A 23223-nucleotide genomic window follows, 5' to 3' on the forward strand; every position below is an offset into this window, starting at 1 on the left:
AGGCGGCGCGAACGGAGTTTGCATACCTGATCGGGCGGCCTGCGGCAGACCCGCCTGCTGCTCGCGGCACCAGGTCGGGCACCGTGCGCTCGTGCTGTGAGCGCGATGCTGAGATCATGTCCCACGGAACTGCGTTGCCCACGACGATCGACCTTGCGTTGAACGAGGCGACATGGTTCGACGTCGTGGTCGATGCGGATCGTCGTCGAATTGCCCTCGCGTTCGATGTCTTGACGCTTCCCGCCGGGTCAGGTGGTTCGGGTCACGAGAAGGTGTCGGTCGTCCTCGTCGACGTGGATCGAGTCGTGGCCTCTCATCGGCTCGGCAGGTGGGACGACGACGAGGCTGTCGTGCTGCCTTTCGGCCATTCGGAGCTTTCCGCGGTAGTGCGAGCGTTCGGGGGCTCGTCGGTCTACGGGTGGGAGTTCTTCGATACGCCCGATGAGCACTGGACACGCTGGTCGAACCGCCTCAGCCTCGACGAGCAATGGACTCCCGGGGTGAGCGCGCACACCATCGAGTTGTTCCAAGAAGGGCACATCGACGGCTCCGATCATCATCTGGACTTTCGTGCGTGGTTCGATCGCCTCGAGGTTCACGCCGAGGACGGTCGCCCGATCTCGCTCGACGAGTTCGCCGCAGGCGGTAAGCGTTGGTGGGATGCGATGAATGCCGGCGACGTACGCACCTCGAGCGCGGGAATCTATCCAGCAAAGCCGGACCTGGCCGAAGCGAGTCAACGGCCTGCGCTGCGGTTCAGCCAGTTGCGGTGGCCGCTCCGGACGCGTCGCAGGCCGTGACGTGCCCAAACCTGCCGATCCGTGCAGGTGGGTCACAACTGTCAGCAGGTAACACGCGACAATGCGGCGCCGCAACCCGCAAACCAAGCGAGTGGAGCGCACTGCACTTCGGCCCATATCGAGCACTGCATAGTCGCGGCGCCGCAATGGCTCGCACCAGTCCCGGAAGCAGCAATCCCGAGTGAACCCGGCGACTCGGTGACCACCGTGGACGAACCCGCCGAAAGGGCGAAGGACCGACAACAGCATCCAGCCACGGGCGCGAGCAACACGACCTGGCCGACGACCACGTTGACGGCCACGTTGACGACCAGGTTGACGGCCAGGTCACCGGTTCACCGTCAGGAGCTCTGTGACCGTCATGTCGGCGGCAAGGCCAGACGCACCGACCAGACCGTTGCCCGCTCGTGGCCGTCGCGCTGCACCCGCTGGTGCATTGGTGTGGATGTCCATAGGGGTGTCGTCGCGCCGGGGATTCCGAGAGTGGGTCGCCACCTCAGCTGGCGGGCAGATATGCCAGAGCTGTGCCCTGCCGAGGGCGCGCCATCGTCCGAGTACTCTTCGATTTGTCATCGTCGATGGATTGGAGAGTGGTGGACACGGCCCTGCTTCCGTTCGTCGTGGTCCCGGTCCTCTCGGCGCTGGTGGTCGCCGGCTCAGCGCTCCGGCAGGCCAGTCGCCTCAGCGTCCCAAAGGCTCTCAAGGCCGGGCTACTGACGGCCGCCGGGGCAGAAACCGAAGGCGAAGCACTGAGAATCGAGGGCCGCTACAACCACCGTGCGACGGACATCCTCATCCCCGGCGGCGCGCTACTCGTCGGCCACGACCGCCTCATCTTGGCGCCTTCAGGGTCGCCGAGGTACCAGATCCCGATCGAGAACATCGACCGCCTCGTCTTGCGCACCTTCGCACACTGGCGTCGCCTCGACATCTTCCTTCAAGGCGGTGTGCGCCTCCGGGCCAGCTTCATCCCACAGGAGACAGAGTCGGCCGAGCGAAAGCTCGCCAACAGCGGGTTCCCCTTCGAACGCAGGCGCGGGGGCTTCTGGTAGCCGGACAACTGGGCGAGATCGGCCCGCGGAACTCGCGGCCTCGTCGGATGAGACTTGCGGGTTCCGCTTGCGGAACCTGCAAGTGTGTCTCACGGTTTCGTCGCGGGCTCGTAGCGGTTTCGTCGCGCAGGTCGGTGGGCTCGAAGAGGAGCGAACTCTCGACGCGCGCGGAGGATCGACCTCGGCGTCGGCAGGCACTGCGAGGGACGGTGGGATCGCGTCCGCTCGGGCGCGTTCGTGCTCCCGAACGAGGGTCATGGGAGATGCGAAGCGAGACGAAGGACAGGACAAGCGACTGTGTCCGGCGACCTTGACGGTGTCCGAAGCGGCATCCGTACTCGGCGTCTCGAAGTCGACTGCGTACGAACTCGCTCGGACGGGCGCGCTGCCGGCCATTCGGCTCGGCCGGCGCATTGTGGTTCCGATTCGGGCCTTGGAGTCGCTCCTCGCAGCCGCGAGCAGCCCGTCGAGCGATCCGCTGGAGTTGTCGGCTGGATCCGTCGACAGCGCGTGAACGCCGCTCACGCGGCCAGGCTCGCGGCGCTGCGTCACTCCGACCGATGGATTGTCTCCAGTAGCTCGGCCGCTTCTCGATCTCGTGCAGGAAGGAAGGCCGCGTAGCGGTCGAGGGTTGTCGCCGGACGCGAGTGACCGAGCCTTCCCGCAACCGTTCGGACATCGACGCCTGCCGAGAGCAGTTGGGTGGCCGCGTAGTGGCGGAACTGTCTCAGCTGAACATGCTCGAGGCCGTGACGGCGAGAAAGGCGTCTGAACCGAACGGAGATCGTGTCCGGGTAGACCGGCCGGTTGCCGTCGATCCCCTGGCTCCACACGAAATGCCGGTCGTCGTGGCGTGCGCCAAGCTCCGTCATGAGCGCGACCCGCTGCGAACGATGTCGCGACAGGATCTCGAGCACACGTGTGCTGACCGCGACTCGAGATACCGCGCCCGTCTTCGTCTGGCGGACCACAGCGCCATCACCGCCCCCCTTGGCGACGGCGTTGGCCAGGGTGACGAAGCTCCCGGCGAAGTTGATGTCGCACCATCGCAGCGCGCACAGCTCGCCTCGTCTGGCCCCGGTGTTGGCCGCGACCGTCAGGAACACGAAGAGTTCAGGATCGTCGGCCTCCGCGGCAGCCAGGAGTCGTGCAACCTCGTCGGGCGTGGGCGGATTCGGTTCCACACGTTGTCCCTTCGGGGCTCTGGCCTGGTTGGCCGGCGACGCTGCGATCAGCTCCCGGCGCACGGCGTCGTTCAGCGCGACAGAAGCGACCGTGTGGATCTTCTGCACCCGCGCCGGCGACAGACCTCCGTCGACCAGCTGCCGGTAGACAGCCTCGAGATGCCGCACCCGGAGCTCCGAGAGCACCTGGTGGCCCAGGAGGGGCTGGAGGTACTTTCGGATCGCAGATCTCCATGGCGAGACGCTGGATGGCGAGAGCGTCTTCTCCTTCTGCACCCACCATTGATCGAGCCACTCCCCGAACGTGATGCTCCACTCCGGATCGTCGGCTTCTGAAGGGCGGTCTGCCTCGATCTCCTCGACCAGGGTCCGCGCCACGGCCTGAGCGTCACGCTTCGCGCCGCGAACGGTGCGAGACACATAGAGCTTCGTGCCCGTCGCGGGATGCCTGCCCTTGTAGACACGCACTTCCCATACTCCGCGAGCCCGTTGACGAACCGATCCCTGCATGAGGCGCAAAGTACCGGCCACCTGCGACAGATGGGATGAGCGGATGGGATGGGCGGTGAGCCACCCGACTCTTTCGGGCCGGAAGTGGTGTCTGACCTGGGGTTTTCCGAGTGGGCGATGGGGGACTTGAACCCTCGACCTCTGCCGTGTGAAGGCAGCGCTCTAGCCAGCTGAGCTAATCGCCCGGAAGCGAAGACGATATCCGATCAGGCTCCGGAAACGAACCGGCCGCCTCTCCGTCGTTCTCGCGCCGTTCACACTCCCGACGCGAAGCCGAGACACACGCTTCCTACGTTGCGCTCCATGATCTCGGCCAAGACGACGGTGCATGGGAAGGAGGCGCACTACGCGACCGGTGGCCGGGGCCTCCCCGTGGTGTTCCTGCACGGCTGGGGCCTCGACCATCGGGCCTATCAGCGCTCGCTCCGCCGCTTGACCGCTCGCAACTGTCGGGTGATCGCGCCGGCCCTTCCCGGCTTCGGCGGCACCGCCGGTCTTCCGCTGCACGACCAGTCGTTGCCGGCCTACGCCCGCTGGGTCGACGCCTTCCTCGACGCGATCGGCATCGACGAACCCGTCGTCGTGATGGGCCACAGCTTCGGCGGCGGCATCGCCACGATGTTCGCCCACAACCACCGCCACCGGACCCGCTATCTCGTCATCCTCAACTCGGTCGGCGACCCCGACGCGATCTGGTCGGGAGCGAAGCGCCAGGGCGTGGTCGACCTCGCCCGCTCGATGATCGATCCCGTCCTCGGGATGCTCTCGCCCTCTCCGCGCGGCGCCCGGGCCCGCCAGGCGCAGCGGGTCTTCCTGAAGAACGCCAGTCGCGACCCGCTCCGGGTCGCGGCCACTGCGTTCGTCGCCATCTCGGCCGACCTGCGTCGGGAGATGGCCAACCTCGCCGCGGGCGACCTACCCGTGACCGTGCTGTGGAGCGACCGTGACGGCGTGATCCCCATGTCAGCCTTCGACACGTTCTGTTCCACGTTCGGCGCAGAGGGCCAGGTCGTCCGCGGTGGCCACTCGTGGCTGTTGGCGAGCCCCGACGCGTTCGGCGACGTGCTCGACAACATGATCCACGTCCAGGCCGCGGAACACCGCGCCGAGACGACCACCGCCACCACCACGAAGCTCCGCGAGATCCTGGCCGGCACCTCCCTCACCGGGCCGGCCGTGTCGCGCCTGCTGAAAGGCGTCTCGCCGCTGTGGCTGTTGAGTGCGCCGCCGAGCGTGCTCGCCGCCGACCTCACCCTCTGCCATCCCCGTCCCAAGGGATCTGAACTGCGCGCGGTGGTCCAGCCCGTCGGTACCGACGGCACGCACCGCCTCACCGTCGTCGCCACCGATCGTGCCGGGCTGATCGCCGACACGGTCGCCGTGCTGACCGCAGCCGGACTGTCCGTCGAGTCGGCCTCGGCGATGACCTGGCCCGAGTTGAACGTCGCCCTGCACGCCGTGACCGTCCACGCCGACCGTCCGATCCCCCAACGTCGGTGGGATGTCATCGGCGAGCAGCTCCGCGCCGCGAACCTCGGCCGTCTCTCACCCGGCGGAGAACTCCCCGGCTTCACTCCATCGGACCGATCCGAAGCCGTCGTGCTCGGCGAGACGGGCGACAGTTCCTTCGTTCGGGTGACGTCGCCGGATCGCCCCGGGCTGCTCCACGCGATCTGCCGCTGGTTCGCCGACGCCGGCGTGTCGATCGCAGCCGCCGACGTGTCCACCGCCGATGGCATGGCCCGCGACGTGTTCCTCGTGACGGGCGACTACGACATCGACGAACTCAACCGCTACCTCGGCCGCACCCCCGGCAGCCCCCTCGCCCGCGCCGCCCGCCGCATGGCCATCAGCGCCTGAGAAAGTACGCCGGGGTCAGACACCCATACCTTCTCAGCCGCCACACCGGGAGTTCGGTGCAGCCGAAACTCCACGCACCGCGCAGCATTGCCGGTGTCAGACACCCGCTACAGCCGACCGCGCCTGCCGGGAACCAGACCGGCGCCACCGTCGTCGGATTCGGCATGGACACCTCGGCGCCCTCCGATCCGGCGCGACGCCGCGCGTTCGAGGAGGCCGTCGCCGAGGTCTACGAACCGGTGCAGCGCTACCTGCGTCGACGCTGCCCGGCCGACGATGCCGACGAGGTGCTCAACGACACCCTGCTGACGATCTGGCGCCGCCTCGACGACCTCCCCGTGGAGCGTCGACTCCCGTGGACGTACGGCGTGGCCCGCCGCTGCCTCGCCAACCATCGACGCGGCACGATCCGCCGGCTCCGGCTCGCCGACAAGACCGCTCGCACCGCCGCGACCGAATGCCCTGACCCCTGGACCAACGACGCGGACGCCGCCCTGCACGACGCCATGGCACGACTGGGCGATGACGACCGCGAGATCGTGCGCCTGTGGGCTTGGGAACGGCTCGAGGCTCGCGAGATCGCCGAGGTCCTCGGAACGAGCGCCAACGCGGTCAGCGTGAGGCTCTCGCGAATTCGTCGCCGGCTCGACGAGGAAGTTTCCCGACAGAATCATGCGCCTGCCGGACATGAACGGTTCGACGGCCACACGAAGGAGGACCGGTGAACGAAGACGAACTTCGCGACCGCCTCGGGCGACTCGACCCGGTCCCCGACGATGTGCCCGTCGAACCACTGACGACGCCGTCGTCTCGTGCCCGATTGGAGCAGATCATGAACACCCCCGTTTCCCCCGACACCACCGACCAACTCACGTTGCCGCGCGCACGAACCCCCTGGTTGATCGCGGCCGCGGCTGCGCTCGTCCTCCTGGTCGTGGCCGGCTTCGCGATTGCCAACCTCGGCGACGACGACACTGGCAACGAGGTCGCCGCCGCTCCCCCGCTGGTCCTCTCGCTCGGCGCCGACGACCCGTTCGCGTCGTGCATCCGACCCGAGCCCGCGATGCTGGCCGAGATGTCGCCTGCGTTCGCGGGCACGGCCACCGCGATCGACGGCGAGATCGTCACCCTCACCGTCGACCGCTGGTACGCCGGCGACGACGACACCACAACCGTCGAGCTCCACGCGCAGCCCGGCATGGAGGCCCTGATCGCCGGCTTCTCGTTCGAGATCGGCGAGCAGTACCTGATCACCGCCGCCGACGGCTCGGTCAACTTTTGCGGCTTCAGCGGCCCCGCCACCCCAGAGTTCCTCGCCTTCTTCGACGAGGCTTTCCCCTCCTGAGAAAGTACGGCGGGGTCAGACACCCATACCTTCTCGTAGCGGGTGTCTGACACCGCTGTGGCGGGTGTCTGACACCGGTGTGGCGGGTCAGAGGGGGGCGATGGGGTCGAAGCCGAGGAGGTCCTCGACCCAGGCCGTGGTGATCAGCGTGCCCAGGTCGTCGTTCTGGTGACCGACGATCTGCAACCCCACCGGCATGCCGTCGGCGGTGAACCCGGCGTTGGTCGTCCCGGCCGGGCGGCGGGTGACATTGAAGCCGTAGGTGTAGCTGACCCACGCCTCGCTCTCCTCGCCATCGATCGTGCCCTGCCGCTCCGACACGGGCGTCTGGCCGGCCACGGTCGGCGACAGCAAGGCATCGAACCCCGCCATCCTGGCGGCCAACGCGATCGACAGGCGCTGCGAGTCCTTGCGGGCCTCCTCCACGGAGTCGGGGGTGAGCAGTTCGTTGGCGTAGGCGATGATCCCCTGCAGCCCTGGCGTGACCCGGGCCATCACCTCGGGATCGTCGATGGCGGCCCGGAACCCCGGCACCATCCCGCCGAAGAACAACAGGGCGAACGGGCCGATCAGATCGTCGAACACCGGCCCCGTCTCCACGACCTCGACCCCGGCATCGGCGATGCGGTCGACCGCCGCCCGGCAGATCGCATGGACCTCGCCGTCGGGCTCCTGACCCTCGACCGACGGCGCCCACAGCACCCGCTTCGGGGCATGTGGCTCGGCCAGGGCCTCGCGATAGGACCGCGTCGGCGCATCGAGCGAACGCAGATCTCCGGGCGAGGGGCCGGCGACCACATCGAGGGCGAGGGCGACGTCGCGAATGCGCCGGGCCATGGGCCCGACCGTCGACAAGTCGCTCGCCCCCATCGGCGACGGACCGCCCGGCACCCGCCCCTGCGAGGGCTTGTGACCCGACATCCCCGTGAGCGCCGACGGGATGCGGATCGAGCCGCCACCGTCGGACCCGGTCGCCAGCGGCACCATCCCCGAGGCGATCGCCGCCGACGAGCCACCCGACGATCCGCCGGGCGAACGCTCGGTGTTCCACGGATTGAGGGTCGCGCCGAAGACCGGATTGTAGGTGTCGCCCGTCCAGCCGTCCTCGGGCGTGTTGGTCTTGCCGATCACGACACACCCTGCGGCGCGCAGCCGGGCGACCTCGGTGGAGTCGGCCGCCGCCGGCCCGGCGCCACCGGTCACGAACGACCCACGGGTGGTGACGAACCCCTCGGCGTCCTCCAGGTCCTTCACCCCGATCGGGATGCCGGCCAGGTGACCGACCTCCTGCCCGGCGGCGAGCCGAGCGTCGATGACGGCGGCCTGGGCGTGGGCGGCCTCGGCGTCGATCGCCACGAAGGCGTTGAGGACCGGGTTGAGCTCGTCGATCCGAGCCAGTGCGGCCTCGGTGACCTCGCTCGCGCTGAGCTCGTGGTCACGCACCCGCCGGGCGAGCTCCTGCACGGTCACGGTTCGGAAATCGGGGACGCTCATCTCTTGCTCACGATCGTGGGAGGGGTCGGGTGACAGAACCTACGCCGCGCCGGCTCAGCCGTCGTCACGGTCGGGTCCGTAGTGCTTGAGCTCGACGGTGTTGCCGTCCGGGTCCTTCACATAGAGGCCGATGCCGTGACCCTGCGCTCCCCAGATCCGCATCGGCCCGGCGGTCACCTCGAACTCCCCCGATTCGGCGACCGCGACCAGGTCGACGTCGTCGGCGACCCGCATCGAGAAGTGGTCGACGTTGGTGCCGGTCCGCTCGGCGGTGAACAGGTCGATGACGGTCGTCTCGTTCAACCGCAGCGACAAGAACAGCACCTCGCCCGCCCGCCACTCGGCCTCGCGCTCGGGGGCGAGACCGAGCTTGTCGCGATACCAGGCGAGCGACCGCTCCGGATCGGCGACGTTGAGGACGACATGGTCATGGCCGAGGATGCGGACGGACGAGCTCATGGGTCGACGGTACTCTCGCGCCATGCCCCTCGTCAGCTGCCCCCATTGCGACGAGGACGAGAACCTCGAGGGCGCCAAGGTCGACGGCACGATCACCATCACCTGCGGAGAGTGCGGGGCCGTCTGGGATCGCGACATGACCCCGAAGTGCGCCACGTGCGGGCGGACAGACGTCCGTCAGGCGCTCCAGGCGATCCTCGACAAGTCCCGGGGCACGCAGCTGTCGATCCAGTCGATGAAGGTGGTGTGGCTGTGCCCCGAGTGCGACGCCGACACGCTGCGTCGCTACCTCGACTCCAACACGCCCCTCCCGCCCGACCAGATGCCCGTCGATCCGAGGTAGCGATCGTGACGGCCTACCGCGCAGTGCTCTTCGACTGGATGCTGACGCTGGCCGACTATCCGCCGCCGGCGGCCATGGCACGACGGGCCGCTCGTCTGGTCGGCCGGTCGCTGACCGACGGCGAGGTGACCTCGGTGGTCGACGCGCTGACCCGTACCCACCGTGATCCCGACGTGGTCGAGGCGATGACCCGGTGTGACTGCTCGGTCGCCGAACACGAACACGCGGAGATGATGCTCCTGCGCCGGGCCGGCCTCGACGAGGAGCTGGCCGCCGCCTGGTACTCCCTGCTCGGCGATCCCGACGTTCACCGCCTCTACGCCGAGGTCCCGTCCGTGTTGTCCGCGCTGGCGGCGCGTCGGGTGCACGTGGTCGTCATCAGCGACATCCACGTCGACCTCCGCGAACACGCGCGCCGGGCGGGAATCGACGCACTGATCGACGGATGGGTGCTGTCGTTCGAGCACGGCGTCCAGAAACCCGACCCTCGCATCTACGAGCTGGCCCTCGCCGCAGCCGGGGTGGCGCCGACCGATGCCCTCATGGTCGGCGATCGCCACACGGCCGACGGCGCAGCCTCTCTCCTGGGCATCGATTCGCTGATCCTGCCGCCGCGACGGGCAAGGGATCCCGAGGTCGTCGATCCCCGTCTCAACGGCGTGGTGCGGCTCGTCGGCTGAGGACAAATCCCTGCTCACAGGGGTTGTGGGGCGAACACATGTTCGCTATCGTGGTGGCATGTTCGACGAGCTGAAGCAGCAACTGAGGGAGGATCCGGTCGATTCCCTCACGCGTGGTCAGCTCAACGATCGATTCGCCGAAGTCCGGCGGCTGAAGGGCGCCGTTGCCGTCTACGAGGCCCGGCTGGTGCGGGCGATCGACGGGCTGGACGACCGGGGTCTCGATGGCCAGGGCACGCTTCGGGCCCAGGGCAAGGTCTCCGACAGGGCCGCGGCCCGAACTGCGGCAACCGCGAAGCGGCTGCCCGAGCTGCCGAAGGTCGAGGCTGCGCTCGAGGAAGGGCGCATCACCGCCGAGCACGCCGATGCGATGGCCGATGCGGCCGAGAAGGTGTCGCCGGAGGAAGCCGAAGACGAACTGCTCGACGATGGCGAGGTCGCGCCGGCCGACGTCTTCGCGAAGCGGAGTCGGGAATGGTCCTCCAAGAAGACGAACGACGACGGGACCGCCACCCACGAGCGGCAGCGCCGCGACCGCGCGGGTCGGCGCTGGATCGACGAGAACAACGGGATGGTCATGTTCCTGTTCGGCCTCGATCGCGAAGCAGGCGATGCGGCGACGAAGGCACTCAACGAGCGCGAGCAGCAGCTGTGGCGAGACGACGGCGGCCGCGAGGGCCACCCGGCCGACATGCGCACCGCCGAACAGCGCATGGCCGATGCCTTCGTCGAGCTGCTCACGGGGCCCCGGGCGAGCGGCTCGAGCGCGCCGCCGCACCCGAAGCATCAGGTCAACGCGGTCTTCGATCTCAACGGCATGACCGACGACGACGGTCGGCCGCTCGCGTCGCTCGTGGTCGACGGCCGACCGCTGCCCGCTGCGGTGCTCGAGCGCATCGGCTGCACGGCCGGCATCACACCGATGGTCTTCAACGGTCCCGGCCGGCCGATCTGGGTAGGACGAGACCATCGCTCGGCCACCGTCGCCCAGTGGCGGGCACTGATCGCACGAGACCGGGGTTGCGTGGGCTGCGGGGCCGATGCGTCCCGGTGCGAGGCGCACCACATCCTCCCCTGGTGGGAGCGGGGCGACACCGACATCGACAATCTGGTCCTCGTGTGCAGCCGATGCCACCACGACCTACACGACCGAGGCATGGTCCTGCGAAGATCCGGGGGCCGCTGGCACATCGTCAACAGAGACGGCCCGGCTCCGGTCCCCGATCGGGGCGACGACCTCTGGCTCATCGCCTGAGGTGGATCAGGCGGTGAGCAGAGCAACCAGCCGTTCGAGGCCGGCGACGCGGGAACCCTTCACCAGGACCGCATCGTCCGGCCCGATCGGCGCGCCCATGGGCGGGTCGGTGAGGAGCCGCAGCGCCTCCGGGATCCCGGCGACCAGATCGGCGGCGGCTGCACCATCAACACCGGCAGCGGCACCGGCGAGACCGGCGAGATAGTCGGGGGCGTTGACGGCGACGACATGAATGCCCAGGTCAGCGGCAATGCGGCCCATTCGGGCGTGTTCGCCGGCTGCGATGTCGCCGAGCTCGGCCATCTCACCGAGCACGGCGAAGCGACGGCCGCCGGGGGCGAGCGCGAGCGATGCCAACGACCGCAGGGCCGCCTCGGTCGACATCGGGTTGGCGTTGTAGGAATCGTCGAGCACGCGGGTGCCGCGCTCGGTCCGCACCAGCGCCATGCGCATGGGTGAGAGCACCGGCTGTGCGAGGCCTGCGACCACGGCCGCGGCCGGCACGCCGATCGCCAGAGCTGCCGCCGCCGCGGCCAGGGCGTTGTCGACGAGGTGCACGCCCCGGGCCCCCAGCGTCACCTCGGTCCGAACTGCCGGCTCGATCGGCCCCGACGCCACCAGCGTGAAGGTCGGCACCAGCTCGTCGTCGAGCACGACCGACTCGGCCCGCACATCGCCGCCGGGCCCGAAGGTGACGATCCTCGCCGAGGTACGCGCGGCCATCCCCATCACCAAGGGGTTCGCGGCGTTCAGCACCGCCACTCCCCCGTCGGCGGCCGAGGGCAGCGCCTCGACGAGCTCACCCTTGCCCACGGCGATGGCCTCGACCGACCCGAACTCGCTGGTGTGCGCAGCGCCGACGACCGTCACGATCCCGACCGTCGGACGGCCGACCGCGCACAGTCCGGCGATGTGGCCGATCCCACGGGCCCCCATCTCGAGCACGAGCGCCTCGGTGTCGTCGGGGGCATTGAGGATGGTGAGCGGCACACCGAGTTCGTTGTTGAACGACCGATGGCTGGCGTGGGTGGGGCGATCCGCGCCGAGGATCGCCGCGAGAAAGTCCTTCGTCGTGGTCTTCCCGACCGAGCCCGTGATCCCGATCACCGGATGACCTCCGAGCCGGGCCCGGCCCGCCGAGCCGAGCTCGGACAGCGCCCGTGCAGTGTCGTCGACCTCGATCACGACCATCCGATCGGACAGCCCGGCAAGACCGGGCAGATCCGAGACCGGCCGCGACGACAGCGTCGCCGCTGCGCCCGACGACGCAACGAAATCGTGTCCGTCTCGTTCGGCAACGAGCGGCACGAACAGCGCCGGGATCGCCGACGTGTCACCCGAGGAATCGATCTCGCGGCTGTCCTGGGTGACCATCTCGACGACGGTCGCCGGATCGCCCTGGGTGATGACCCCGCCCACGATGTCGGCGATCTCTGCGGCAGTCCAACGCATGTGGGCAGTGTGACACGACTACCGTCGGAGCCAGTGCCTCTCGACGACCACCCACAATCGAAGATCCGCCTCGTCGTGCTGTTCGGCGGCCGCTCCGCCGAACACGACGTCTCGTGCGTGTCGGCCCGCCACGTCCTCGCCGCGGCCGACCCGACCCGCTACGACGTCGAGCCGATCGGCATCACCCGCGACGGCGACTGGGTCCTCGCCGAGGCGGCGATGAAGGCCCTCGCCGAGGGAGCCGAGCGGCTGCCGGCGAGCCTCACCGCCGACGGCCCCGCCGTCGACGCGCTCCCCCTGCTCGCCCAACCGTCCGCGACGACCCCGGGCCAGACCACCGTGGTCCTCCCGGTGCTCCACGGCCCCATGGGCGAAGACGGCACCGTACAGGGCCTCCTCGAACTCGCCGGCGTGCCCTATGTCGGTGCCGGCGTCCTCGCGTCGGCCCTGTGCATGGACAAGGTCAAGGCGAAGATCCACCTGTCGGCCCACGGCATCCCGCAGGGTCGGTTCCGGTGGCTCACCGTCGGCACCGACGACTTCGGCGGTGTCCGCCGACCCGACGGCAGCCCGTCGACCCTGGAGGACGAGGTCGATGCCGCCATCGCCGAACTCGGCCTTCCCGTCTTCGTGAAGCCGGCCAACATGGGCTCCAGCGTCGGGGTCTCTCGAGCGACCACCGCCGAGGACGCGGTCGCTGCGATCGAGCTGGCCGCCAGCTACGACCGCAGCGTCCTCATCGAGGAGGAGATCGTGGGCCGCGAGCTCGAGATCTCGGTCCTCGGCAACGAGTCACCCGAGGCGAGCACCGCGGGCGAGATCATCCCCGGCGCCGCCTTCTACGACTACGCCGACAAGTACGAAGACGGTGCCAGCCGCCTGATCCCCGCCCCGCTCGAGCCCGACGAGCTCGCCGAGATGCAACGGCTGGCGATTGCCACCTATCGCGCCCTCGGCGTGGAGGGCCTCGGCCGGGTCGACTTCTTCTACGAGCACCCCGGGCGCGGCTGGCTCGTCAACGAGCTCAACACCATGCCGGGCTTCACCCCCATCTCGATGTATCCCGAGATGTGGGCCGCCGTCGGCGTCGACTACCCCACCCTCATCAATCGCCTCGTCGATCTCGCCATCGCCCGCCACCGTCGCCAGCAGTCACACACCCGGACCGACCACTGAGCTCAGCCCGCCGGGTAGGTGCGGAGCACGTCGAGTACCCGGTCGACGTCGTCATCGCTGAGTCCGGGGTACATCGGCAGCGACAGGACGTGATCGGCGAACCAGTGCGCTTCGGGCACCGGCGCCAGGTCGTAGACCGAGAACCGGTCATTGGACCGGTAGTGGACACCGCCGCCGATCCCGTGCCGTCGGAGATGGTCGAGGCACCGATCACGTTCGTCGGTCAACACGGGGAACAAGTGATGTGACGACGTCCGGTCGTCGGGCGAGGCCAACGCCTCGACTCCATCGATGCCCTCGAGCCCGTCTCGGTAGCGAGCGGCGATCTCGGATCGCCGGGCGTTGACCGCGGGAAGTTCCTTCAGCCCCACCCGTGCCATGGCCGCATTGAGGTCGCTCATCGTCGCCCGGAACCCGATCTCGGTCACGTCGTAGTCCCACTGGTAACCGTCATCGGTGTGGCGTTCGTAGGTGCTGCGATCGATCCCCATCCATCGAAGGCGCCGCGCCCGGTCCGCCGCATCGGGGACCGGCGTGTCGAGGCCAGGCACGCCGCCGTCGGGCAGGCACAGTGCCCCACCGTCGACCGCCGTCATGTTCTTGGTCGCCTGGAACGAAAAGGCACACAGCCCGTTGTGGGTCGACCCGATCGGCGCTCCCCGGTAGGTCGCACCGGCAGCGTGGGCGCAATCCTCGATGACGGGCACACCGTGTCGGGAGGCGAGGTCGTGGATCTCGTCGAGATCGCAGGGACGACCGGCGTAGTGGACGACCACGATCGCTGCGGTGCGATGGCCGATCCGCGACGCAACCGACCCGGCATCGACGTTGCCGGTCCTCCGATCGATGTCGGCGAACACCGGCACCAACCCGGCACGAACCACTGCATGGTTGGTGGCGACGAAGGTGATCGGTGTCGTGACCACTTCGGCGCCGGCGGGCAACGCCAGCAAGGCCAGGGCCAGCTCCAACGCTGCGGTTCCGGAGCTGGTGGCGATCACCTCGGCCGCGCCGGTCGCGGCCGCGAACTCGTCCTCGAAGTCGAGCACCTCCCGGCCGGGGCCGGGCCATCCGGACCGGAGCGTGGCCATCGCGGCCGCGATGGCGTCTTCGGAGATCACCACCCGTGCGAGCGGAATGGGAGGATGGCCGTCGCTCACGGGCTGGTCCGCCGACGCCACGTGATCTCGATCCCACCCAGCTTCTCCTGGTCCGGTTCGTCCGGGAAGGAGATCGACACGTCGATCCGGTCAGGGTCGACGAAAGCGACGGTCCGGACGAATCGGAGAACCCGACGCCCCGGAAGCACGACCTCGTCACCCCGCAGGAGAAGGGCATCGGCCTCGACGTCGTGGGCCCCGTGTTCGATGTCGTAGTGGCGGTTGAGGGCATTGACGGCGAACGCGAAGTAGTCCTCGGCACGCGGGTCGTAGCCGAAGATCACCGTGCTGGACGGTTCGGTCGCGTCCGCGGTAGGGAACGTGTCGGATTGGACGAACCGCCCGAACAGGATCCAACGGTTCTCCGTCCGACCTCCGACCTTCACCGGCGGCCGGTCGACCCGGATGACCCACGAACCCTCGACGTCCCACGTTCCGATCAGACGCTCGAGCAGTACATCGGTCTCGGGGCGGGCCGTCGCCGCGTCCATCGCCTCGAGGACGGTGGTGAGGTCGGTGCCCCAGCCCTCACCGTCGGTGCCCGTCAACTCCGCCATCAGCCGGTCGGAACCACCGCGTTCGTCATCGTCGTCCTCGGCCCTTCCCATCGGCTAACACTAGCCGAGCGGTCGGTCGAGCTCCGAGGGCTCCGGCAGGAGGGCGGCCCGTAGAAACCTGATCAGCTCCTGCCGGCGGGCGACGGTGGCCCGAAGGGAGGGCGGCAGACCGAGTGCTCGTTGGACCTCGAGCTCGGTCGCGACTCCGACGACCGTCGAGTACAACGACAGGAGCAACATGGCGGGGTCGGATCGACGGAGGCCCCCGGCATCCATCTCGCGGCGGAGGAAGCCACGGGCCCGGTCGAAGGTCGGGGCGACGTGGGCGGCGAGGCGCTCGGCCGTGACCGATCCCGGGCGGGTGACCTCGCGGACCAGGCCGAGCAGTTCGGGGCGGCGCACGGCCAGGCGGAACACGTGGCGGACGATCGCCTCGACCTGTTGGATGCCGGTCAACCCGCGCGAGGCCTCCTCGTCGAACACGGCGAGCAGGTCGGCGGCCGCTTCGTCGACAACGGCGTCGAACAGGGCCTGTTTCGACGGGAAGTAGTAGAGGATCGTCTGCTTACGCACACCCAGCTGGTCGGCGAGTGCATCGAGCGACGTGGCGGCGTAGCCCTGCGTGCCATATGCCGCGAGCGCCACGTCGAGTATGCGCGCTCGGGTGGTGCGCTCGGTCATCGATCCTTTCTACACCGGCTCTCTACCATTTGGTAGAACCGTTTGCTAGAACAATGCGGTGATCAGGGAGGAGCTCAACCAGACGCGCATCGCCGTGACCGGGTCGACCGGCTTTCTCGGCACGGCACTGGTCGAGCGGCTCCTGCGCGCCGTTCCCGGCTGCGAGCTCGTCCTCATCGTCCGGCCCGGCCGACGCGGGGCCCAGCACCGCGTCGACCGCGACATCCTCCGCAACGACGCGTTCGACCGGTTGCGGGCCCAACTCGAGGAAGCCGGGGGCGAGACGTTCGACGACATGTGTGCCCGCCGGGTCTTCGCGGTCGCCGGCGACGTCGGCACCGACGGACTCGGCCTCGACGACGAGGGTCTCGCCCTGCTCGCGACATGCGACCTGGCGATCCACTCGGCCGCCACCGTCAGCTTCGACTCGGCCCTCGACGACGCCGTCGAGGTCAACCTCCTCGGCCCGACCCGTGTGGCTCAGGCCCTCCGGGCGGCCGCCGAGATCCGCACCGAACCGACCCGCACCGGCCGACCGCCCGGCGAGCCCGGTCACCTCGTCGCCGTGTCGACCTGCTACGTCGCCGGCAGCCGACGGGGGCGTGCCCCCGAGGAACTGGTCGACGAATCGCCGTTCTTCGTCGACGTCGACTGGAAGGCCGAGGTCGACAACGCCCGCCGCGCCCGCATCGACAACGAGCAGGCGAGCCGCACTCCGACCCGACTCGCCGAGCTCGGCAAGGAGGCCCGCCGTCAGCTCGGCGCCGCCGGCACCCCGGCCCTCGCCGACAAGGTCGAGCAACTCCGCCAACGCTGGGTCGGACAGCAGATGACCGACGCCGGGCGGGCACGCGCCGCCAGCCTCGGCTTCCCCGACGCCTACGCCTTCACGAAGGCGCTCGGCGAGCGGGCGTTGGGCGAGACCCGTGGCGACGTGCCGGTCAGCATCGTCCGCCCCTCCATCATCGAGTCGGCCCTGGCCGAACCGGTGCCGGGGTGGATCCGCGGCTTCCGCATGGCCGAGCCGGTCATCGCCGCCTACGCCCGCGGTTTGCTCGTGGAGTTCCCCGGCGTACCGGAGGGCACCGTCGACGTCATCCCCGTCGACCTCGTCGTCGCGACGATCCTCGCCGTCGCCGCCCGCGGCCCACAGTTCGACGACAACGGGAACCACCGACCCGACGTCGTGCAGATCGCCTCGGGTGGCGCCAACCCGCTGAAGTACGGCCAGCTGGTCGATCTCGTGCAGGCCTGGTTCACCGAACGCCCCGTCTACGACGAGTACAACCAGCCGATCTCGGTGCCCGACTGGGCGTTCCCGGGCCGGGGCCGTGTGCAGCGCCAACTGAAGCGAGCCCGCCGCGCCCTCGACGCCGGCGAACGCGTACTCGACGTCTTGCCGTTGCGGGGCAAGCAGGCCGAGATCGGTGCCGGCCTCGAGGAACGCAGGGAACAGCTCGAGCGGGCCGCCGGCTATGTGGAGCTCTACGGCGCCTACGCCGAGTGCGAAGCGATCTATCAGCTCGACCGGATGTATCGACTCTGGGGTTCGCTCGACGCCGACGACCAGCGCGACTTCGTGATGGACCCGGTCGCCGTCGACTGGCCGACCTACATCAACGAGATCCAGCTCCCGTCGACGGTCAAACAGGCCCGCCTGAAGATGGCGCCGGGCCGCAAGGTCAGCGTCGACCGCGCCGATCGCATCCGCAAGAACGTGCTCTCCCCCGACCGCCAGCTGGCCGTGTTCGACCTGGAGAACACGCTCATCGCCAGCAATGTCGTCGCCAGCTATGCGTGGCTCGCCACCCGTCGGCTCGACACCCCCGACCGCATTCGTTTCGCGGCCCAGACGATCCGCGAAGCGCCGACGCTGCTCAGCCTCGACCGGGCCGACCGTTCCGATTTCCTGCGCTACTTCTACAGGCGCTTCGACAACGCGTCGGTCGACCGTCTCGACCACGACGCCATGGAGATGATGAGCGATCTCCTGGTGACCAAGTCGTTCCCCGACGGCATCCGGCGCGTGCGCGAGCACCGCCGCCTCGGCCACCGGACACTGCTGATCACGGGTGCCCTGGAACTGGTGGTCGAGCCTCTGCGCCCGCTGTTCGACGACATCGTGGCCGCCGAGATGACCTCGGTCGACGGCATCTACACAGGCCGGCTCCGCGGGGTGCCGCCCACCGGCGAGGCCCGCTACCAGGTGATGGTCGACTATGCCGCCGAGCACGACATCGATCTGCGTGAGGCCGTCGCCTACGCCGATTCGTCGTCCGACCTGCCCATGCTCGAAGCCGTCGGCTTCCCTGTCGCCGTCAACGCCGAGACCAAGCTCGCCTCGATCGCCCGCAAACGCGGCTGGCTGATCGAGCACTGGTCCAAGTCCGCGGGCGCCCCCAACCGGGTCGTCCCCATCGGTCCCCGTACCCATCGCGGGCCGATTCGCAACCGAAGGGGTTCTCGTGCGTGATCCACGCAACCAGGCGCCACGTCCGGGCTTCGTGCTCGATGTCGACAAGTCGACGCCGCCGATCCTGTTCCACCACGGCGAACAGTTCCGCCTCGAGAAGCTGCCCGCCGATCGCAGCCGAGTGATCTATCCGGCCGAGCCGTTGCCCGGGCTCCCCGATCCCGACGAGTCGATCCGCCACGCCCTGCTCAACCCGATCGACGACGACCCACTGCCCACCCTGCTCACCCCGGGGATGAAGCTGACGATCGCATTCGACGACATCTCGTTGCCGCTGCCGTCGATGCGCAAGCCCGACATCCGCCAGCGCATCATCGAGCAGGTGCTCGACATGGCCGCGGCGGCCGGCGTCGACGACGTCCACCTCATCGCCGCACTGGCCCTGCACCGCCGCATGACCGAGGCCGAGCTCCGGCACGCCCTCGGCGATCGGATCTACGACGCCTTCGCGCCCCACGACGCCCTCTACAACCACGATGCCGAAGACCCCGACGGCATGGTCGAGCTCGGCCTGACCCGCCACGACGAGCAGGTGACGATGAACAAGCGGGCGGCCGAGTCCGACCTGTTGATCTACGTCAACCTCAACATCGTCTCGATGGACGGCGGCTGGAAGTCGACCGCCACCGGCCTGTCGGGCTACTCCGGCATCCGTCATCACCACAACGTGAAGACGATGCGCGAGTCGAAGAGCTTCATGGATCGCCACAAGTCCGAGCTGCACCACTCGAACTGGCGCCAGGGCGAGGTCATCAAGGCCCACGGCCCCCGCATCTTCCAGATCGAGACCACGATCAACAACAACACGTTCGGCTACGACGGCCCGCTCCACGTGCTCCAAAAGCGCGAGTGGGAGTGGACGGCGCGGGATCGCGCGACCTTCATCGGCATGCAGAAGGGCCTCGACGCGATGCCCGCTGCGGCCCGGCGCAAGATCTTCCAGGGGTGGAAGGCGCCCTACGAGCTCACCTCGGTGCAGGCCGGCGACGTCGAGAAGGTCCACGAGAAGACCCTCGAGCACTGCTTCGCCCAGCACCTCGTGCCGGTCGAGGGCCAGACCGACGTGCTCACGTTCGGCCTGCCCTACATCTGCCCCTACAACGTCAACTCGGTGATGAACCCGATCCTCGTGATGTGTCTCGGGCTCGGCTACTTCTTCAACATGTACCGGGGCAAGCCGCTCGTTCGCGAGGGCGGCGTGCTCATCATGAGCCACCCGACGCCGTGGGAGTTCCACCCGGTCCACCACCCGAGCTACATCGACTTCTTCGAGCAGGTGCTGTCGGACACGACCGATCCGATCGAGATCGAGAAGAAGTACGAAAAGCAGTGGGCCGAGGACGAGTGGTACATCCACCTGTACCGCAACAGCTACGCCTACCACGGCGTGCACCCGTTCTACATGTGGTACTGGGGCGCCCACGCCCTGCAGTACCTCGGCCGCGTGATCATCGTCGGCGGCGATCCCCGCTCGGTCCGTCGCCTCGGGTTCACCCCCGCGTCGACCATGCAGGACGCCCTCGAGATGGCGAGCGACGTGGTCGGCCCCGCGCCGACCATCACCCATCTGCACAACCCGCCGATCCTGATGGCGGACGTCACGTGAGCAGCCGGCAGTGAAGTTGCCGTCGGCACTGTCGCCGGTGCGGCGCTACCGGGCGCTCGGTTTCCCCTACCGCGCGCCCTCGACGCCGCGCGGCGTCGAGCCGGCACCGACCGAGAAGACCACCGGCGCCCACTACGACACCGCCTGGGCCCGCCGGCTGCCGGCGCGCATGGCCCGTGCCGCGATCGTCGACGGACCGATGCGCCTGCTGGTCTCCGGGCTCGCCGCCCCCGACCGACGGGGCCAGGACCGGCTCGACGCGCTCGAAGGACCCGCGATCTTCGCGGCCAACCACCACAGTCACCTCGACACGCCGCTCATGCTCACGTCGATCCCCGAGCCCTGGCGCCACAAGCTGATCGTCGGCGCCGCGGCCGACTATTTCTTCACCACACGGACGACCTCGGCCCTGTCGTCGCTGGTCATCGGGGCCGTGCCCATCGAACGCAGCAAGGTCAGCCGCCGATCCGCCGACCAGGCTGCCCGGCTCGTCGACGAGGGGTGGAGTCTCCTGCTGTTCCCGGAGGGCGGGCGTTCTCCCGACGGCTGGGGCCAGCCCTTCCGCGGCGGCGCCGCGTATCTCGCCCAGAAGACGGGACGACCGGTCGTGCCGATCCATCTCGAGGGCACCGGCCGCATCCTGCGCAAGGGGCGGTCGCTCCCCCGCCCGTCGACGACGTCGGTCACGTTCGGCCGCCCGCTGCACCCCCGCGACGACGAGAACGCCACCAGATTCGCGGCGCGGCTCGAAGCGGAGATCGCGGCCCTGGCCGACGAAGCGTCGTCGGACTGGTACCGGGCCCGCCTTCGGGCCCACGCCGGCGACAGCCCCGATCTCACCGGCCCGACCTCGGGGCAGTGGCGTCGGGCCTGGGCGCTCGGCGACCGTTCCCGTGGCGCACAGCGGCGGACACGGCGCTGGCCCGAGATCTGATCCGGCCGCTTCTCGCCGGTCCGCACCGACACCGATAGGGTCTCGCGCCATGCGCTTCTCTCTCGCCGAATCGATGATCGAACCGACCATGTACGCCCCGCTCGTGCAGGCGGCCGAGGAGGCCGGCTACGACTCCTTCGTCGTGCCCGACTCGATCTGTTATCCCGAGGACGGCGACAGCAAGTACCCGTACAACGCCGACGGAACCCGCGAGTTCCTCGAGGGCAAGCCGTTCATCGAGCCGTTCTCCCTGATCCCCGCCCTGGCCGCGGTGACGAAGACGATCCGCTTCACCACGTTCGTGGTCAAGCTGCCGATCCGTCACCCGGTGATCACCGCGAAGCAGGTCACGTCGGTCGGCGTGATCACCGGCGGCCGCTTCGGGTTCGGGGTCGGCACGAGCCCGTGGCGGGAGGACTACGCGATCACCGAGATCCCGTGGGAGAAGCGGGGCGCCCGGATGGACGAGTGCATCGAGATCATCAACGGCCTCCAGACCGGCGAGCAGTTCGGCTATTCCGGCGAGTTCTACGACTTCCCGCCGTGCCAGCTCTGCCCGGTGCCCGAGCAGAAGGTGCCGATCCTCGTCGGCGGCCATTCCAAGATGGCGCTCGATCGAGCCGGGCGGCTCGGCGACGGCTGGATGCACGCGGGCGGCGACGCCGACGAACTCGCTCGCATGATGGCCACCGTCGACGAGGTCCGGGCCGGGGCCGGCCGCGCCGACGAACCCTTCGAGGTCCACGCCATCAGCATCGACGCCTATTCACCCGAGGGTGTCGAACGGCTCGAGGCAGCCGGCGTCACCGATTGCATCGTCGGTTTCCGCGACGCCTACCAGCCCGGACCGGACCCGCAGACCCTCGACGAGAAGCTCACCGCCATGCAGTGGTACGCCGACGAGGTCATCGCGAAGTTCCGTTAGCGGAGCTGGTCCCGGCAGTCGACGACGATCTCGCTGAAGCGGACATCGTCGGCGAAGAGCACCGCCGGTTCGGGGTGGTCGCGCAACCGCACGAGGAGACAGCCGACGATCGTCGGGTCGAGTCCCTCCTCGACCATGCGATACAGCTCGGCCTCGACATCGATGGTCGGCGTCTGCAGTTCCGACTCGAGATCCGCTTCGGTGAGCGGCGACCCGCCGACGACCCCTGCAGTGGCGGCCAGCGCGGGGGCGCACTGCGACGAGATCCGGGCAAGGAGCGCGAGCTCGTCGTCGTCGAGGTTCACGTCCAGCCCGGTGACCTTGGTGAGATCGAGTTCACCGTCGAGGGCCGACACGATGCAGGAGGCGCGGGTGCGATCGACGCCGTCGAGCACCAGCACCTCGACCGCCTCTTCGGAGCCCAGCGTGACCGAACGCGCGCACGACGTGCCCACGGCGACCATGGCGAGAGACAGGCCGAACAGGGCGGCGCGAGGGCTCATGATGAGCCGTCGGCCTCACTCGACCAATCTCAAGCCTGTCGGGCCATCTCCTGCCCCCACCGCCGGAAGTTCGGCGCTGAACACGGTGAGGTGCCCGGGGTAGACGTGTTCGCTCATCAGTACCGCCGAGCCGTCCTCGGAACGGGTGATCCGCTCGCAGACGAGCACGGGTGAGCCGGCCGGCACGTTGAGCAGCGCGGCGTCGATCGCCGACGCGGCCGACGCACCGATGGTCTGCTCGGCGCCCATGACCCGCACGTCGAGCAGTTCGTAGAACGGTCGGGCTTCGACGTCGTGGCGGGAGAACCGGGAGGCGAGCCCCTCGGGGCACCACACGGTCACACGGGCGAACGGCTCGCCGTCGGCGAGGTTGAGCCGCCGCACCTCGAGGACGCGACGTTCGTGCAGTACCGCCTCGACCCGGGCGGGTGCATCGATGAACGCGAAGTCGAGCACCCGGCGGGTGGAGACGGCCCCCGAGGCGGCCAGTTGTTGCTCCAGCGTGTCGAGTTCGCCGAGCGGTTGGCGCACCGGGTCGCCGGCCACGAACCATCCGAGTCCCTGTTGCGAATCGATCAGCCCGCTCTCGCGCAGCTGTTCGAGGGCACGACGCACCGTCACCCGTGACACGGAGAACTCCTCCGACAGATTCGCTTCAGACGGCAGCAGCCGGCCCGCGGTGAACCCACCGGTGCGGATGCGTTCTCGGAGATCGTCGGCGATGGCCTGGTAGCGGGGGGTTCGCATGAAGAGGGTTGACTACTTGTCTGTTAC

General features: G+C 69.0%; 22 protein-coding genes and 1 tRNA gene. 13 read left to right on the forward strand and 10 right to left on the reverse strand.

The genetic code is table 11. The annotated features are described in order from the left end of the window. Positions 1-185: 185 nt before the first annotated feature. Positions 186-800 carry a hypothetical protein gene (locus R2707_07725; protein ID MEZ5244969.1) on the forward strand — a complete coding sequence of 205 codons (615 nt, stop codon included), beginning with the start codon at positions 186-188 and terminating at the stop codon, positions 798-800. 593 nt (positions 801-1393) lie between these two features. Then, positions 1394-1852: a hypothetical protein gene (locus R2707_07730; protein ID MEZ5244970.1), complete on the forward strand. Its 459-nt coding sequence runs from the start codon at positions 1394-1396 to the stop codon at positions 1850-1852. A gap of 548 nt (positions 1853-2400) precedes the next feature. On the opposite strand, the gene R2707_07735 is transcribed toward R2707_07730, so the two are convergent. Further along, positions 2401-3414 carry a site-specific integrase gene (locus R2707_07735; GenBank protein MEZ5244971.1) on the reverse strand — a complete coding sequence of 338 codons (1014 nt, stop codon included), beginning with the start codon at positions 3412-3414 and terminating at the stop codon, positions 2401-2403. A 243-nt stretch (positions 3415-3657) separates the two neighbouring features. Then, positions 3658-3731: transfer RNA gene (locus R2707_07740), tRNA-Val, on the reverse strand. 118 nt (positions 3732-3849) lie between these two features. Here R2707_07740 and R2707_07745 point away from each other — a divergent pair. The 3 genes from R2707_07745 (at position 3850) to R2707_07755 (ending at position 6751) form a co-directional block, all read left to right on the forward strand. Beyond that, on the forward strand, positions 3850-5406 hold the full coding sequence (locus R2707_07745; GenBank protein ID MEZ5244972.1) for an alpha/beta fold hydrolase: 1557 nt from the start codon (positions 3850-3852) through the stop codon (positions 5404-5406). Positions 5407-5570: 164 nt separating this feature from the next. Continuing rightward, positions 5571-6131, forward strand: coding sequence for a sigma-70 family RNA polymerase sigma factor (locus R2707_07750; protein ID MEZ5244973.1), 561 nt, complete (start codon positions 5571-5573; stop codon positions 6129-6131). After that, positions 6128-6751 (forward strand): hypothetical protein, encoded by a 624-nt coding sequence (locus R2707_07755; GenBank protein ID MEZ5244974.1) that lies wholly within the window; start codon positions 6128-6130, stop codon positions 6749-6751. Before R2707_07750 ends, R2707_07755 begins: the two co-directional genes overlap by 4 nt. 87 nt (positions 6752-6838) lie before the next feature. On the opposite strand, the gene R2707_07760 is transcribed toward R2707_07755, so the two are convergent. Further along, entirely contained in the window at positions 6839-8245 is a 1407-nt protein-coding gene (locus tag R2707_07760) for an amidase family protein (GenBank protein ID MEZ5244975.1), read from the reverse strand. A 54-nt stretch (positions 8246-8299) separates the two neighbouring features. Continuing rightward, the gene (locus tag R2707_07765) at positions 8300-8704 is read right to left on the reverse strand and encodes a VOC family protein (GenBank protein ID MEZ5244976.1); all 405 of its coding nucleotides are present in this window, start codon (positions 8702-8704) and stop codon (positions 8300-8302) included. A 22-nt stretch (positions 8705-8726) separates the two neighbouring features. Between R2707_07765 and R2707_07770 the strand changes: the two genes are divergently transcribed. From R2707_07770 to R2707_07780, 3 genes are read left to right on the forward strand one after another with little or no spacing between them, the layout of a single operon-like run. Further along, positions 8727-9047 carry a hypothetical protein gene (locus R2707_07770; protein ID MEZ5244977.1) on the forward strand — a complete coding sequence of 107 codons (321 nt, stop codon included), beginning with the start codon at positions 8727-8729 and terminating at the stop codon, positions 9045-9047. 5 nt (positions 9048-9052) lie between these two features. After that, positions 9053-9727 carry an HAD family hydrolase gene (locus R2707_07775; GenBank protein MEZ5244978.1) on the forward strand — a complete coding sequence of 225 codons (675 nt, stop codon included), beginning with the start codon at positions 9053-9055 and terminating at the stop codon, positions 9725-9727. A gap of 58 nt (positions 9728-9785) precedes the next feature. Next, positions 9786-10982 (forward strand): DUF222 domain-containing protein, encoded by a 1197-nt coding sequence (locus R2707_07780; GenBank protein ID MEZ5244979.1) that lies wholly within the window; start codon positions 9786-9788, stop codon positions 10980-10982. A gap of 6 nt (positions 10983-10988) precedes the next feature. Here R2707_07780 and murF read toward each other — a convergent pair whose 3' ends face one another. Beyond that, positions 10989-12434 carry a UDP-N-acetylmuramoyl-tripeptide--D-alanyl-D-alanine ligase gene (gene murF, locus R2707_07785; GenBank protein ID MEZ5244980.1) on the reverse strand — a complete coding sequence of 482 codons (1446 nt, stop codon included), beginning with the start codon at positions 12432-12434 and terminating at the stop codon, positions 10989-10991. Positions 12435-12467: 33 nt separating this feature from the next. Between murF and R2707_07790 the strand changes: the two genes are divergently transcribed. Beyond that, entirely contained in the window at positions 12468-13610 is a 1143-nt protein-coding gene (locus tag R2707_07790) for a D-alanine--D-alanine ligase family protein (GenBank protein MEZ5244981.1), read from the forward strand. 2 nt (positions 13611-13612) lie between these two features. Here the strand turns inward: R2707_07790 and R2707_07795 are convergent, their stop codons facing one another. Genes R2707_07795 through R2707_07805 form a run of 3 tightly spaced genes read right to left on the reverse strand, consistent with a single transcriptional unit; the run spans position 13613 to position 16008 of the window. Beyond that, positions 13613-14770 carry a DegT/DnrJ/EryC1/StrS family aminotransferase gene (locus R2707_07795; GenBank protein ID MEZ5244982.1) on the reverse strand — a complete coding sequence of 386 codons (1158 nt, stop codon included), beginning with the start codon at positions 14768-14770 and terminating at the stop codon, positions 13613-13615. Next, positions 14767-15378, reverse strand: coding sequence for a DUF1579 family protein (locus tag R2707_07800; GenBank protein MEZ5244983.1), 612 nt, complete (start codon positions 15376-15378; stop codon positions 14767-14769). Before R2707_07800 ends, R2707_07795 begins: the two co-directional genes overlap by 4 nt. 9 nt (positions 15379-15387) lie before the next feature. Further along, complete coding sequence (locus tag R2707_07805; GenBank protein MEZ5244984.1) at positions 15388-16008, reverse strand: TetR/AcrR family transcriptional regulator; 621 nt, start codon at positions 16006-16008, stop codon at positions 15388-15390. Between the two features lie 58 nt (positions 16009-16066). On the opposite strand from R2707_07805, the gene R2707_07810 reads away from it, so the two are divergent. Genes R2707_07810 through R2707_07825 form a run of 4 tightly spaced genes read left to right on the forward strand, consistent with a single transcriptional unit; the run spans position 16067 to position 21946 of the window. Beyond that, on the forward strand, positions 16067-18481 hold the full coding sequence (locus tag R2707_07810) for an HAD-IB family hydrolase (GenBank protein MEZ5244985.1): 2415 nt from the start codon (positions 16067-16069) through the stop codon (positions 18479-18481). After that, complete coding sequence (locus tag R2707_07815) at positions 18474-20087, forward strand: lactate racemase domain-containing protein (protein MEZ5244986.1); 1614 nt, start codon at positions 18474-18476, stop codon at positions 20085-20087. Before R2707_07810 ends, R2707_07815 begins: the two co-directional genes overlap by 8 nt. Before the next feature lie 10 nt (positions 20088-20097). Continuing rightward, on the forward strand, positions 20098-21021 hold the full coding sequence (locus R2707_07820) for a lysophospholipid acyltransferase family protein (GenBank protein MEZ5244987.1): 924 nt from the start codon (positions 20098-20100) through the stop codon (positions 21019-21021). Positions 21022-21070: 49 nt separating this feature from the next. Beyond that, a complete protein-coding gene (locus tag R2707_07825; protein MEZ5244988.1) occupies positions 21071-21946 on the forward strand; it encodes a TIGR03619 family F420-dependent LLM class oxidoreductase in 876 nt (291 codons plus the stop codon). On the opposite strand, the gene R2707_07830 is transcribed toward R2707_07825, so the two are convergent. Then, positions 21943-22449, reverse strand: a complete 507-nt coding sequence (locus R2707_07830) for a hypothetical protein (protein ID MEZ5244989.1) — start codon at positions 22447-22449, stop codon at positions 21943-21945. The two genes, R2707_07825 and R2707_07830, sit on opposite strands and share 4 nt — an antisense overlap. 15 nt (positions 22450-22464) lie before the next feature. Further along, positions 22465-23196, reverse strand: a complete 732-nt coding sequence (locus tag R2707_07835) for a GntR family transcriptional regulator (GenBank protein ID MEZ5244990.1) — start codon at positions 23194-23196, stop codon at positions 22465-22467. Between the last annotated feature and the right edge of the window lie 27 nt (positions 23197-23223).

This window comes from Acidimicrobiales bacterium (genome assembly GCA_041394245.1).
Lineage (GTDB): Bacteria > Actinomycetota > Acidimicrobiia > Acidimicrobiales > Aldehydirespiratoraceae > JAJRXC01.

Coding starts and splice junctions, on each gene's coding strand:
- R2707_07745 (MEZ5244972.1), top strand. CDS start 3,850: ATGATCTCGGCCAAGACGACGGTGCATGGGAAGGAGGCGCACTACGCG.
- R2707_07750 (MEZ5244973.1), top strand. CDS start 5,571: ATGGACACCTCGGCGCCCTCCGATCCGGCGCGACGCCGCGCGTTCGAG.
- R2707_07760 (MEZ5244975.1), bottom strand. CDS start 8,245: ATGAGCGTCCCCGATTTCCGAACCGTGACCGTGCAGGAGCTCGCCCGG.
- R2707_07765 (MEZ5244976.1), bottom strand. CDS start 8,704: ATGAGCTCGTCCGTCCGCATCCTCGGCCATGACCATGTCGTCCTCAAC.
- R2707_07770 (MEZ5244977.1), top strand. CDS start 8,727: ATGCCCCTCGTCAGCTGCCCCCATTGCGACGAGGACGAGAACCTCGAG.
- R2707_07780 (MEZ5244979.1), top strand. CDS start 9,786: ATGTTCGACGAGCTGAAGCAGCAACTGAGGGAGGATCCGGTCGATTCC.
- murF (MEZ5244980.1), bottom strand. CDS start 12,434: ATGCGTTGGACTGCCGCAGAGATCGCCGACATCGTGGGCGGGGTCATC.
- R2707_07800 (MEZ5244983.1), bottom strand. CDS start 15,378: ATGGGAAGGGCCGAGGACGACGATGACGAACGCGGTGGTTCCGACCGG.
- R2707_07805 (MEZ5244984.1), bottom strand. CDS start 16,008: ATGACCGAGCGCACCACCCGAGCGCGCATACTCGACGTGGCGCTCGCG.
- R2707_07825 (MEZ5244988.1), top strand. CDS start 21,071: ATGCGCTTCTCTCTCGCCGAATCGATGATCGAACCGACCATGTACGCC.
- R2707_07830 (MEZ5244989.1), bottom strand. CDS start 22,449: ATGAGCCCTCGCGCCGCCCTGTTCGGCCTGTCTCTCGCCATGGTCGCC.
- R2707_07835 (MEZ5244990.1), bottom strand. CDS start 23,196: ATGCGAACCCCCCGCTACCAGGCCATCGCCGACGATCTCCGAGAACGC.